The organism is Marinobacter sp. NP-4(2019), from assembly GCF_003994855.1.
Lineage (GTDB): Bacteria > Pseudomonadota > Gammaproteobacteria > Pseudomonadales > Oleiphilaceae > Marinobacter.
Window position 1 is genome coordinate 3,026,227 of the sequence record NZ_CP034142.1, and the last position, 13,448, is coordinate 3,039,674.

Sequence of the window (13,448 nt, forward strand, 5' to 3'; positions counted from 1 at the left end):
TCAAATTGACAAACAATTGATATAAGCCTGAACTACCTGCTCTTCACTAAACGCCTCTTCCATTCGACGCCGTGCTGCATCCCCTGCCCTCTGCAACTCCGCAGCATCCATAGTCACCACCCGCCACATCTGCTGCGCCAAAGACTCAGCACTGCGCACCTCGCACATCCACCCGGTAACCTCCGGCTCAATAGCATGCCGGCACCCCGGCACATCCGTAACAATCGCCGGGCGGCCCATGGCGGCGGCTTCCAGTACGGTGCGGGGCATACCTTCCCGATAGGATGGCAACACCAGCACATGGGCCTGTTCAATCAGCGGCCGCACGTCATCGGTGGCGCCGGGGTATTCGAGAATGCCTTCCTCTTTCCATTGCAGGACTTCTTCTTCAGAAATGGCTGTGCGATTACTCACCCCCAGCGGCCCCACCAGCAGGCAGCGCACATCCAGACCGTCGGCCTTCAGCAATCGGCATGCTTCAGCGTACTCCCGTACGCCCTTATCCCCCAGCAAACGGGCAATCATGATGAACGTGAACGGGCCAGTCTCGGGCAATGGCGAAACCTCAAAGCGCTCTAAATCCACGCCGGAGCCAGGCAACAGGGTGAAAGGCGTATCCCCCAACAAACCTTTATCCCGAAATACGGACAAATCTTCCTCGTTCTGGAAAAACAACCTCCGCGCCCGGCGGTTCACCAGCCCATACACCTGCCGCACCCGCCGGAACAGCCAGGAATCGTGGATAAACGCAGTACCGAGACCTGAGATGTTGTTGGCGAACGGAATTCTCTGAAGCGCACACACCAGACCGCAATAAATGTTCATCTTTACCGTAAAGTTGAACACGGCGTTCGGCCGGTATCGGCGCACCACCTTCCAGATAAAGCGCAGGCTGCGCAGCTCCTGCACCGCGCCTGTACTTTTGCCATCCAGCGGCAAAGCAATATGCTCCACCCCTAGTTCATCCACCAGCCGCTGACTGAAATCATCCGGCGGCGACAGGCAAATCACCCGGTTACCCTGCTCACGCAAAGCCTGAATCGTGCTCGCACGGAAGTTATAGAGGTACCAGGAAGTGTTGGACGTAAGAAAGACCGTCTTCAAAACAAACTCTCAAGCAAATAACAGATTGGTATCAGGCGGTTCGCCGAAGTCCGGATCGGCGCCAACCACGGAAAGAAACCGATAAAAACCGTCGCACTTCACAGTCAGCACAAACGAAAAGCACAAAAATCACCACAAACGGGTAACGATAGCGAGCAGCAGTACCATAATTGAATACCACCAACCCATAGACTGACAAAGCCAATGCCATGAACAATAGCCAGAACATCAGTTTCCTTGGCACCTGCTTCCAGGCAACGCGGACGATAAGAGCCAGCAGCAATAGAACCAGCATGTTCTCGGCTGCCTGTATCAACTGCAGAGGGTTACTTGCTTCCCAGAGGAAAGGCTTGGCAAGGAAATAAATACCACTCACCAAACCAGAAGCCACAAACTCTCCCGGGCTCCCGATCAACTCCACATCTTCGATGTTGCCGCCATCTTCCACGAACATCGCGGAACGGAACTTGTTAATCTCGGGCAATGCAATGGGTGAGATAACCGCCAATGTAATGGCTGCAATTATCAAAACCGCAACCGCTTTGCCACCACTAACGCCGGAATGGCGAATGCCGAACACCGAATAGAGCAGAAGAATGGGGCCTAGAATAAAAAAGTTCTGAAACTTGATCAGATAGAGCAGATAAAGCGGCACAGTGGCCAGCCACCAACGCCCCTCCCGCGTCCATTGCACGGCCAGAATCATGAAGACAAAAATGAAGGTATCCCTGAGGCCCATGCCCGTATATAAGGCGAGGCTTGGATACAACAAATAAAACCACAACGAAATCGGAGTGAAGACGTTTTTTCGGTACAGCCAGAAAAACAGCGCCGAATAGAGAAAGCTATTGAAAAAACCGAGACTCAAGGGCGTTACAGCAAACGGAAACGGCATGGCAGAAAAATACAACGCTGCTCGCTCTACTGTACCACCAGTCCAAGCCTCATAGATCGACAGCTCTCCGCCTCGAATGGCATTAAACTCCCACCAGTATTTGAAGGCATCAGGCATATAGCCGTAGGAAAACAAAACTCCATTAAGCATCAGCGGCAAAGCGCAATGAAACAGCAAAACACCTTGATAGCTGGCAGGCACTTTCAACGCCCTGCCAGCCAGAAGCACGAACACAACGCAGATCAGAAAATTGGGCATGTCATAAAACCGCATGCCCCAAAAGCCGGTATCAAAAATCCAGTTCAGATCAGTCACGAAACCAACCAATGCTTTGCCCAGGCACTCAACTGCAGCACCGCCCACAACTGCTGAGCTAAATGGCCCTTACCCTGTAAATGGTTTCGCCACATAGCCTGCACCGCACGCGGGTTAAGTGCGGGTAGATTGGCAAGGGAAGACGGACTCAAAAGATCTTCCGCCCACTCCCGCAATGGCCCCCGCAGCCAGTCATCCAGCGGCACCGCAAAGCCCATCTTGGGCCGCTCGATCAGCTCACGAGGCACGTGGCGATATAAAATCTGGCGCAACGCCCACTTCCCCTCACCGTTTCGAACCCGCATGTCCAGTGGCAATTGCCAGGCAGCAGCATAAACATCTGGATCAAGAAACGGAGCCCGCACTTCAAGGCTACTCGCCATGCTGGCGCGGTCTACCTTCACCAGCACATCGTCCACCATAAAGTTGAGGGTATCCATCAACATCATCCACTCTACCTGGTCAAACCCGGCTAACGCCGGATACAGGTGCTCCACGGCTTTATCAGAACAGCATTCAGGTTCAAGCAAGTTCTCAGGGTGGCGGTTCATTGAGGCCAGACCGCCATATAGCTCCCTATCGGAACCGCAAGCCAGCACATCCGCAAGTTTGTAGAGCTTCTCACCAAAGGTACGTATGTGGAGGCGGGAAGGCAAAACCCGGCTGCCTATCGCCATCAATCGATCATATCCGCGGGGCGGCATGCTCTTTAGCAGACTGGCCAAGGTATGCCGCATCGGTTGGGGCATACGCGCGAGCTTACTCCAAACTCTCGGCATCCAAACGTAACGGTTATACCCACCAAACAGCTCATCGCCAGCATCACCGCTAAGAGCTACAGTGACATGATCCCGAGTAAGGCTGGAGATAAGGAATGTGGGTATCTGGGAAGAATCCGCAAACGGCTCATCGTATAACGCGGGCAGCTTTGGAATCACATCCAGAGCCATCTGAGAGGTCGCCCGCAACGTGGTATGTTCCGTTCCAAGATGCCTAGCCACTGCAGCAGCATGCTCGGATTCATCATAACGCGGGTCATCAAACCCCACTGAAAACGTCCGAATCTTCCGGGCAGACTGGCTCTGCATCAGCGCCACTATCAGAGAACTGTCAACACCTCCTGAGAGAAACGCTCCCAAAGGAACATCCGCAGCCATCTGGCGCTCAACGGATGCAATTAGCGTCTCCGCCACATTGGTCAACGCCCGCTCAGGCGATACTGGAGCGCTCTGGCGAGCAGCATGGGCAGAGTCAACGGCAGACCACCATTCTGCAGGCTGCGGGCGTTTGCCAGCTTTTATATCTGCCAAAGACACCTCCAGAAACGACCCAGGTGGCAGCTTAAACACACCCTTCAAAATGCTCTGTTGACCACCCACACAGCCAAAGCGCAGATAACTCTGCAGCACTCTAGATTCAAGCTCACCACGAAGGCCGGGGTATTGCTTCAGTGCCTTGAGTTCAGACGCAAATACTAACGTGCCATCAACCCACCCGTAATAAAGTGGTTTTTCACCGAAGCGATCCCTGGCCAGTGTCAAGAACTGCTCTTCCCGATCCCAAACGGCAATGGCAAACATGCCGCTGGTGAGCCGAAGCGTATCCTCAATACCCCATACCCGGAAGGCCTCTAACAGCGTTTCGGTATCCGAATGCCCTCGCCACGGAATACCACCACCCGTTGCCTCACGCAGCTGCTCTCGGAGCATGATATGGTTATAGATCTCACCGTTGAACACAATGACATAGCGGTCACATAGAGATGCCATAGGCTGGTAACCAGCAGAGGACAGGTCCAAAATAGCAAGTCGCCGATGACCTAATGCAATTCCTACTTCACTATCTGCCCAAGTGCCAAGATCATCAGGCCCCCGGTGCAAAACAGCATCGGCCATTCGACGTACCGTTGATTCCGTTGCCAAGCCGGAATTTGGCGACAATACACCAGTAATCCCACACATATCAGGTTGGCCCAACGCTTTTTTCAGCAAAGCTCACAAGCAAATCACCCTTTGTAGATCGCCAACCACTTATCCACGGTTGCTTCCAGTGAATAGAACTCCCGTATCCTCTTACGAGCGGATTGACCATAAGCCGCCCTCTGGTCGGGAGAAAGTTTTAATGCATCGTTAATGGCAGCAGCTAACGCTTCTGGGCTCTTTGGCTTTACCAATAACTTTGAATCCCCGAGAAATTCGCGAACGCCACCACAATCAGTAGCAACTACGACACATTCACATGCCATCGCCTCGCCTACCACCATGGGAAATCCTTCCCACGCAGAGGAGAGAACGAAAAGGTCAGCTGCAGACAACAAATCCGGAATGTCATTCCTGACGCCTAGAAAACTAACTCGATCATCCAAACCGAGCTTTTGAGTTAAACTGCCCAACTGATTCCTTAAAGGCCCGTCCCCAGCCACAGCCAGATGCCAATCACTGCTTTCATTCCCAACTCGCGCAAGCGCGTTCAATAGATTGGGATAATCTTTGGGCTCAGAAAGTCTACCTACTGAAACGATTAATTTCGTGTCATCGGCCAACCCAAACTCAGACCTGATCCGTGATACCCCGCTGACCGATGTCTGAAACTGACAAAGGGATATGCCGTTGTGGACAGCAAGCATTTTACCGGGAGGAATAGCCCTCTGAAGCTCGAATGCACGAACTGCCTCGGCACTCACATTTGTGGAAACGTCCGCCAACCAATTTGTCACTCGATAACCTACCATCCGGAACCGGCCTTCCTCATTCCGATTGTGGGCTGTAGTGATCAATCGGCGAATGGGCGTGATCAACCTACTTAGCCGAACAATGATGTTCGCATGTACCAAGTGAGTGTGAACTACATCGGGCTCAAAGCGGGCATGAAGCTGACGAAACTCTGCTATAAAAGTAAGCAAATCTCTTGGTGAATTAACCTCCAGTTTGACCAATTCCACAGCTGGATTCGACGGCCTAAGCAGAGCATCACCGGTCATATAAACCAGAAGTACTTTATTACCCCGATCCGCCATTTCGTCCGCTAGTGAGGTAACAACTTTTTCAGCGCCACCCAACCCAAGCCCGGTTATAACGTACATAATTCTCAACGAAACAAACTCCGTTTTCTGAATATCAGACCATACTAATTTTTCTGGCCACGATCATTTACTTCGTCCTCATATACTTACCAAGGCATCTGTTAAACCATACGGCACCCAGACACGGATCAACCCGGACTGCTTAGGCTTGATACGCATGGGTAAACCAGGAAGCGTGGAAAATTTACCTTTGGAAAAACGGTTCAGGGGTCCACCGGCCCGGCATTCCATTCACTGTGGAATTTATCACTGCTGGTGTGATAGCTATCCAGCCCATGATTTTCTGGTCGCTGGTCACTGCGATTGGGGCTCACTGGAGAGCCTTAGCTTATTCGGCCCTGGCGAACTAACCGATTGAGCTGATAATTATCAACGGCAACAGCCAAGAGACTCAAGCAAAGATATCCACTGCGCACCAACCACTTCCCGAGAAAACTGAGGCCTATCCCGCAGTGCCGCTCTCGCCATTAATAGCCGCTTGTGTTCGTCATTAATGATAGAAGCAATGGCATCCGAGAGCCTTTCAATGTCTTCTGACGGAACTAGGACTCCATCAACCTCATTTTCTATAATCTCCGATGGGCCGGCCGGGCAGTCAAAACTCACAACGGGAACCCCGAAACTCAAGGCTTCCAAAACCACCAGGCCAAACCCCTCAAACCTGGACGATAAAACGAAAAGGTCTGCTCCTTCGTATTCCGACTTAATATCAGATATTTGCCCCACCAACTGAACCTCCTTGCCCAGTCCAAACTTTTCAATCAGCCTTTCAAGAATGGGGCGATCATTCCCCTCCCCACATATCCGGAGGTTCCAACCCTCACGCTGCTCTTCCGGTAAGGAACTCCAAGCTTTTATGAGCAGGTCGAACCCTTTTTGGTATGTCAAACGGCCAGCCGCTAAAACTCGGCGCTGAAGGGAAGTATCATCCTTACTCCTCGCGTTGGCATTAACTGACACTGGGTTCAGGTTATAAATACGAATAACTTTATCATCGGGACATTTCAGGTACGTCTTCCAGCACTGTTTGTCTTTATCGGATAAAACCACAATTTTGTCCGACAACCATACCGCTAGCCTTCTAGCAAAATTCCTAGACTTCAACCCAAGATCAATTTCTGCATTAAAATGCTCCCAATTGACCACCACCGGCCGATTTGGAAGAAAAAAACAGAATACAAGGAATAAAAACGACAAGCTTTCTACAGCAATCAAAACATCCGGGCGATTTCTAACAACAAATCTAAATAGCCTCCATGATGTTTTAAGAAAACCTGTAGACCCGCAAGGCCTCAATGGAAAAAGCTCCCTCAACTCAATGCCTGAATCAACCTCGTAAAAACTTTTTTTGCCATTGTATTGGCTGAGGATCGTAACGGAGTAGCCTGCCCGACGAATTGTATTAGCAACATCTGAGCAGGCCCTTTCGGTTCCGCCAGGGAGAGCTTGTGAACCAGTAAAAAAACAAACTTTTTTATTCATGTTTAAGCGAAGATATATACATGATTTCGTCACTTGCTCCCCTTCAAAAGCCTCGACCTTAAAACAAGAAGTGTAATTTTTGGAACGATGCAGAAAAGAAAGGATGCAGCAATAGATTTCCCCGAAAGATTCCTGCGAGCCAGCCAAATATTTCTCAGGAACAGCGCCTTAACAAATGCAACAACTCTCGAATCTCTTTCTGCCTCCGGCGTTAGTGCAAGCCTATTCATATAATAAAGAACACAGAACTTTATTTTTCTAGCGTAAACCAGATCCCTATATTTTATCAGGGCTGTATCGCTTAGCACCTTTCTCTCAAAAGCAATCCAGCTCCTGTAAAATTTCTTGAACTCTGAATAATCAAACGGCCTGCTAGTCAGACTTTTAGAATCCGACTTATCAAAAACATAAAGCTTATCATCACTAATAATGGTGGATTCTGCTTTCAAAAAAACATCAAGATTATAAAAGGCATCTTGAGATACCCTGAGGGATGGAAACCTTGCTCCTTTCGCTAAATGTGAAGATAAACATTTCCCCCAAGGCGCGGACACGATCTCATCCAGAAAGTACTTTCGGAGGAGAACCTCCCCATCTAACAATTTATAATAGGACATTTCAACCTTAACATCATCCTCTAAATTGTCATGACGTCCAGACCTATTAAAGTAGTATCCAAAAATAAAAACATCAGGGCAGCCTTCGGACATAAGCGCGTGATGGATAAGATCTAACGCGAGTGGCATAAAGAAATCATCTGAGTCCATGAATATAACATAGCGACCTCTGGCAATCTCAAGGCCTTTATTGCGCGATGGTCCGGGCCCGAGATTCTTTTCGTTACGCACAAGAATCGTAGAACTTTCAAGTTCACACGGTAGATTAAACGATCCATCTGTAGAACAGTCGTCAACAACTATATGCTCAAAGCTCACTTTGTTTCTTGAAAGCGACTGAGCCGCACGTAACAATTTTTTCCCAGAATTAAAATTTGGGCTAATCACAGAGAAAAATGGAGTATCCACTACTGTTCCAACATAGAAGCGTTAAGTTTAAGTCGGCTTTATTAACAAAGCTTTTTTCTGCTAAACCATCTTTAAGTACAGACATACAGAATTGTCTTGTTTCCCAAGCTGTACAGCTCACCATGAGATAGGAACTTTCTATCGACACCCATGAATTGATGTATAGCCTCAGACTATCTCAATTTTATCGTTAAAATTTGATTCGCCATCTCAACAAGCCAGTGACTTCTGTCGCATACGGTCAACATGAGTGATCCGATGACAATTATCTTGTGGTGACTCACCTTTTAGTGAACTGATTTAACAGCCCACCAAATCCCTCAAAACCGCCTTAACTCCACTGGTATTTCGGTAGCCACCCTTCAATAGCAGGCCAAGCGTTGCAGCCATTCTCGGCAAAAGCCACTTCTCTCGAACACGTACACGCAGCTCAAAACTATTCGCTGCGGCTTCAGCTGTTTCCAACATATGCTCCAAATTGGCGTGGTATTTTTGGGGTGCTACCGCTTGCACCCGTTGAATGCCCTCGATCATCACCTGCTGCTGTGCAATCTGAGCATCTTCTCTCTCACGAACATCACCTTCAAATAGCTTTTTCACCGAGTGTATAAAAGCCAGCCGCGGGGTAACCCTCGTTGTACGGTTAGCAATAAACTGCGATTCGTTGGATTCGTGCCGACGGTAGTATTGAAGCACCCGATCATCGACCACTTTGCTATTCAGAGCGTCTGCGAAGTCTACAATCCAGTTGTCATGGCCGTTAATGCCCGCCGGAATAGGCATACAAAAGTCCAATAACTCGCGACGAATCCCGCAACAGCAGCCCATCACAAAGTTATCCATAGTAAAGCCGGCCGAGCGTATCTGGCCTACCTTGGTCAACCCCACCTCATTTAACTCTCCATCCGTCAACGCGGCATCGTTCATCACCACCAACGCTTGCGGGTTACGCTCGGCAACACTGATCATGTGTTCGATCTTCTCCGGGAACCACACGTCATCCTGGTCACTGAGAAAAACCAGATCGCCGGTCGTCTTCATCAACGCTGCGTTGAAGTTGCCGCAGTAGCCCAGGTTCTTTTCGTTACGGTGGAACTCGACGATGAATGGCGCTGTTTTTGCGAACTCGCGGACGATGGCTTCCGTTTGATCTGTGGAGCAGTCGTCTGTGATGATTAGTTCGTCCGGCTGGCGAGTCTGGCCTACGAAGCTTTGGAGTTGCTCTTGTATGTATTGGGCACCGTTGTAGGTGGCCATGGCTATGGAAATTTTCATTTAGTATTGAACCATCATTATCGTATTGCCCGAACCCCACCGCGCCTGCCAATACCTGCCGCCACCCGGAACAGGTCTGGCATGTTCAGGCGGCCGTCTGCGGTTCGGTTGATTACACCGATTTCTATCATTGCCTGGGTCAGCGTTCCCTCCTGCGCCTGGTTTTCCAGTGAGTGGGGAGGCAGGTATGGTCGTACACTATCGTCCAGAGTTTGGTTATTGTCAGCGGCTGCTTGCAGAACCCTGTTTACGACATCATCATCCCGCCAGCGTGCGTGCAGCTCTTCTTCATTGGCGGGCACTGTCATTCCCTGTAATGGGTCAAGCACCTGCTGAATCCAGGGGTAGTCTTCCTGCAGCTCCCGCAAGCGAAGGCGGGAAGCTTCCTGAACACCCTTTTTGATACCTTCATAGTGCAGCAGCACGTCGGCTTCCGGGTATTGCCGCTGGGTTAGTGTATGGGCGTGTTTCAGTGCCACCAGAAAACTTCTCGGGCTCACCTGGCCTTTGGCATCGGCCAGGTGGGTTGGCAGCCAGGTAAAGGTATTGCCACGGCGGCGGTTTGTGCCCATGAACCGGCTGGCAATCGCCTGCAGCAAGGCTGACTGGTTGGCTTCCCGGGTACGAATGGCCTCTGGCACCACGTAAACCGTTACGCCGTTTGTGGTTACCTCACCAAACGAGCACTGGTATTCGCGCTGGACCCACTGGCGAAACTGGGGGCCGGACCGGGCGTTATTGGCAAGCTGGTGCCACAGCAAACCGTACAAGTCTGCCCTGTGCCATTGCAGCAACACCCGGCCATGGGTCAATTTGGATGCATCCGGGAAGGCCCATACAGACTGGTCTTCCCACATATCCTGGCGCAGAAAAAATTTGGTGCGGATTGCGCGAAACTCCCGCAAATCAAGCCCTACCCTCAGCAGGCCTCGCAATAACACACGGATTTGAGCCCAATCATTCCCCAGGCGGTCAAGGGCATCGAACACCAGCAGATGCCGTTCACCACGGGACTCCAGCTCTTCATTGATCGACGCGAACAGGCGCTCTTCTGCTTCCGGATTATCGGCCACACGCTGAATTCGCGCTGGCCAGTCTTCAGTGCCTTCAAAAAAAGCTTGCCCGGACGCTTCCAGCAACTGATAAAGAATGACCGTGCGCCAGATGTCCTCCGGGTTAAAGTTCTGATCAAGCAACCGCTGCAAAACCCTCCTCGACGGGTGGTTACGGTTGCTCGTTTCCGATGAAAAGCCCCAGCCTACGCAGGTGTTATCAAGGCGAATGCGCTTGAGTTGCTGTCCAATCACCATCCGGGTGGCCTCGCCATTGAGCGCGGAACTCCAGAAGCTCTTGCCCGTGCCTCTATCACCCACGACAATTGCCGTATCCGGATTCAATGCGCTTTCATGGCCCGGAACCACGTACACACTCGCAGGTTCAGGCGGCTCAGTACCGTGATGAGCAACTTCCTCCGGTATCGCCTCAAAAGCGGGTCGCAAGGTCTCCAGCAACTGCTCATTGGAATTCATAAGATATCTACCTTGGCCAGAGCCAGACAATGATTTAGCCCTGAGAATAGCTCACCAAACGCCTCCCGGATGGCACTTTCACCAATGCTTGCTAACTGCATCATCGGGTCCAGCGCCTCAAAGTGATCACTCCTGAGGATGGATAAAGGCCAGTGCGGCGCATCGGAATCAAACTCATCAAAAGTAAACGCTGGAGCAGCATCAACCAACTCATCTGGTGGCAGTTCGTCGTAGAGTGTATCAACCCATACATTGAATGCACGGGATGCAAAACGACGCTTATCTGCTTCACTCATGCTTGAGCGCGCGTGAACCATGTGAAAACGCTCCCGCCAATCTACTAGCTGCTGGCTCGCCTTACCGCTTACCTGCGCCAGTTGTGTCAGATGCGACAGCAAGTAGCGATAACCCTCCCAAGTAGCCGGAACATCCACCGCGAACAAAAATACCTCGGCGTTCAAATGCAGAAGATTCGCGGCAACGGTTTCATGCAATCCAGCGCGGCTATCAATCAATACAACATCCGGCTTCACATGGGCTTCAAGCGCCTCCACCATGTGCCGCAACCTTGCGGCGAAACCGAGACCATCTTCTCCTTCAAGATAGCCACGGGCCAGTTTGGCCATCACGTTTTCCGGGCTATCAAACGCACGCTTGCCCAACGCTGGCGCTACCCACAAACCCGGACTATTCACCAAAGTACTCTGAGCCACCATGTCTTTCGGCATGGCCGCACGCGCATTACCCACCAGATCTTCAACCAGCCAATCCAAAACGCCATATACTGGGCGGTGTTCAGGCTCCAGCATGTGCGCACCCAGCCCAGGCGCTTCAAGATCCAGGTCTACCAACAACACGGTGCGGCCCTGGCGAACCAACTCCCGCCCCCACAACATCATGGCCGTTGAACGCCCCACACCTCCTTTCAGACTGTGGAAAACAAAGCGTGGGGGATGAAATTGCGGACCAGCCTGCGGCTGTAGCGCCCAGTCCTGCCCCATTGCACGGCGCTCAATCAGGTGCAGGTTAACGCCATCTACCCAGTGGACCAACGTGGGCTCCTGAAAAAGCGCTCCCCCTGCCAGAGTGTCCTGATACCTGGCGACCCCGTTCATACCCGGGCTGTAGTGGCCAAGTACACTCTGAAGCTTTTCTTTCAGAGCGCCAACTTCAGAATCTGACCAATTATCCGGCACCATTAAATACAAACGGCCATGCATATCACGCACAACCCGAAGTTCGGCAAAATCCACCGATGGCACAAGCTCACGCACGACGCGCACCAGCAGTGGCAGGCACTGATCGAAAGTAATATGTGCTTGCGGTCGCATGCTTATATCCCTAAATCCGCTGCTATGCAGGTACGCCGTGCGTGATCACGAAAGCGCTCTGATGCTTCCTGGCTAAAGTAGTCATCGAGCCAGTACCGGTTTCCTATAGACCATTCTGCCATATAGCTCTGGGAATTGATCAGTTGATAAAGCCCACGGCTGGTTCGCCCGCTGAACCAGCGCTTTGCGTCATGAACGAGTTCCGGAAGATGTTTATAGGGCAACTCGCGCTCACCGCCGGGCAGATTGTCCATGGCGTGTTTCAGTGCGCACTCCGCAGCTATGCCGAATGCGTGACTTGCGCCGCCGTAGCGGCTGGCGTGGAAGAGAAATTCACCATCCCTGAGCCAACGTAGGGCGGATTGTTTGAAGTTGTCCATGAGTGGGCTTTTGGGTTGTGAGCTTGCCATCGCTGGCTGGTTTGGTCACTAAAACGAAATCCCAATTACATCGAGATTACCGCTGATCATCCGCTGAATTTACACTCAATTGATCCGCAAAATAGCGCTCAACAATAGCTACAAACCTATCAACTGAATCGATGCTTCGACTCTCCTCCTCAGCCAGATAATCAAGAAGCTTGCCTCTAGTCTCGACAGCCCAAGAAACATCATCCCATCCGTAAGCGATTCCGTAGCGATTTTGAATTTCGGGCCGCCACTCCTCTTTTGACAAGCCTTCTTGAGGAACGACTATTGGTATGCATCCGCACATTACCGCGTACCGACAATACATGGTGTACAAGTCATAACAAATAAAATATTCACACTTATTAAATATTACCGATAACTCTTCATGAGAAAGACCATCCACGCACTGAGCGCCAACTTCATGATAGTCTAAAGGTCTATCACGGCCTTTTCGGACCATGTAACACTGACCTGAACGCTCAGCCTTATTGGTGTTTTGGTAAATATCTGATTTTAATTCAGAGACACGTAGATGATGATCCTCATGAGGATTGATCGTCCAGTCATTAAAGTGTTTATGGTAATAGAAAAACAAATCGTTGCTGCCAAAATCTGTCACACCACTTATCACGCCAGGCTTATTTAACAACCATCTAATGACACAACTTCCTCCCAGTGGGTTGCCTGCTGTAATTTCTGGATAAACAACAACTGCACCTGAAATATCTTTATTTGTTGCTATATCTAATTTGTAGGGAGATTTAATGTCTCGATTGGTAGCTAGATTTTTTAACTGAAATTTAAACCAATTAGCAAGCTTTATCCAACCACGCAATGTTTTCAATTCACTAAAAGAAGGTTTTGGTTGGGGCCATATAAGTGTTACACGACCTGCTTCCCGGAGCATGCTGGCCAGCTTATGAAGCACAATAATGCCTCCACTATTGTCTCTGTATACTGGCGTCCAAATAATAAATTTCAAAATTCAAATTCCTAGTTG

General features: G+C 50.5%; 11 protein-coding genes. All 11 read right to left on the reverse strand.

The window, feature by feature from the left end; all coding sequences use genetic code 11:
* A complete protein-coding gene (locus EHN06_RS13765) occupies nucleotides 1-1,104 on the reverse strand; it encodes a glycosyltransferase family 4 protein (protein WP_127333116.1) in 1,104 nt (367 codons plus the stop codon).
* Nucleotides 1,105-1,135: 31 nt separating this feature from the next.
* Nucleotides 1,136-2,314: a hypothetical protein gene (locus EHN06_RS13770; protein WP_127333117.1), complete on the reverse strand. Its 1,179-nt coding sequence runs from the start codon at nucleotides 2,312-2,314 to the stop codon at nucleotides 1,136-1,138.
* Nucleotides 2,311-4,275 (reverse strand): asparagine synthase (glutamine-hydrolyzing), encoded by a 1,965-nt coding sequence (gene asnB / locus EHN06_RS13775; RefSeq protein ID WP_127334450.1) that lies wholly within the window; start codon nucleotides 4,273-4,275, stop codon nucleotides 2,311-2,313. Before asnB ends, EHN06_RS13770 begins: the two co-directional genes overlap by 4 nt.
* Nucleotides 4,276-4,319: 44 nt before the next feature.
* Entirely contained in the window at nucleotides 4,320-5,396 is a 1,077-nt protein-coding gene (locus tag EHN06_RS13780) for a glycosyltransferase (protein WP_127333118.1), read from the reverse strand.
* Between the two features lie 369 nt (nucleotides 5,397-5,765).
* Nucleotides 5,766-6,878 carry a glycosyltransferase family 4 protein gene (locus EHN06_RS13785; RefSeq protein ID WP_127333119.1) on the reverse strand — a complete coding sequence of 371 codons (1,113 nt, stop codon included), beginning with the start codon at nucleotides 6,876-6,878 and terminating at the stop codon, nucleotides 5,766-5,768.
* A gap of 29 nt (nucleotides 6,879-6,907) precedes the next feature.
* Complete coding sequence (locus EHN06_RS13790; protein WP_127333120.1) at nucleotides 6,908-7,903, reverse strand: glycosyltransferase family 2 protein; 996 nt, start codon at nucleotides 7,901-7,903, stop codon at nucleotides 6,908-6,910.
* 300 nt (nucleotides 7,904-8,203) lie between these two features.
* Nucleotides 8,204-9,178 (reverse strand): glycosyltransferase family 2 protein, encoded by a 975-nt coding sequence (locus tag EHN06_RS13795; RefSeq protein WP_206075663.1) that lies wholly within the window; start codon nucleotides 9,176-9,178, stop codon nucleotides 8,204-8,206.
* Nucleotides 9,179-9,195: 17 nt separating this feature from the next.
* Nucleotides 9,196-10,707, reverse strand: a complete 1,512-nt coding sequence (locus EHN06_RS13800; protein WP_127333121.1) for a hypothetical protein — start codon at nucleotides 10,705-10,707, stop codon at nucleotides 9,196-9,198.
* Nucleotides 10,704-12,038 (reverse strand): ParA family protein, encoded by a 1,335-nt coding sequence (locus EHN06_RS13805; RefSeq protein WP_127333122.1) that lies wholly within the window; start codon nucleotides 12,036-12,038, stop codon nucleotides 10,704-10,706. The genes EHN06_RS13800 and EHN06_RS13805 overlap by 4 nt, the downstream gene beginning before the upstream one ends.
* 2 nt (nucleotides 12,039-12,040) lie before the next feature.
* Complete coding sequence (locus EHN06_RS13810; protein WP_127333123.1) at nucleotides 12,041-12,418, reverse strand: hypothetical protein; 378 nt, start codon at nucleotides 12,416-12,418, stop codon at nucleotides 12,041-12,043.
* 76 nt (nucleotides 12,419-12,494) lie between these two features.
* A complete protein-coding gene (locus EHN06_RS13815) occupies nucleotides 12,495-13,430 on the reverse strand; it encodes a hypothetical protein (protein ID WP_127333124.1) in 936 nt (311 codons plus the stop codon).
* Nucleotides 13,431-13,448: the final 18 nt, after the last annotated feature.

What these genes read in the sequence shown, in the direction of transcription:
- EHN06_RS13805 (WP_127333122.1), bottom strand. Translation starts at nt 12,038, where the DNA reads ATGCGACCGCAAGCACATATTACTTTCGATCAGTGCCTGCCACTGCTG.
- EHN06_RS13810 (WP_127333123.1), bottom strand. Translation starts at nt 12,418, where the DNA reads ATGGACAACTTCAAACAATCCGCCCTACGTTGGCTCAGGGATGGTGAA.
- EHN06_RS13780 (WP_127333118.1), bottom strand. Translation starts at nt 5,396, where the DNA reads ATGTACGTTATAACCGGGCTTGGGTTGGGTGGCGCTGAAAAAGTTGTT.
- EHN06_RS13800 (WP_127333121.1), bottom strand. Translation starts at nt 10,707, where the DNA reads ATGAATTCCAATGAGCAGTTGCTGGAGACCTTGCGACCCGCTTTTGAG.
- EHN06_RS13785 (WP_127333119.1), bottom strand. Translation starts at nt 6,878, where the DNA reads ATGAATAAAAAAGTTTGTTTTTTTACTGGTTCACAAGCTCTCCCTGGC.
- EHN06_RS13795 (WP_206075663.1), bottom strand. Translation starts at nt 9,178, where the DNA reads ATGAAAATTTCCATAGCCATGGCCACCTACAACGGTGCCCAATACATA.
- asnB (WP_127334450.1), bottom strand. Translation starts at nt 4,275, where the DNA reads ATGTGTGGGATTACTGGTGTATTGTCGCCAAATTCCGGCTTGGCAACG.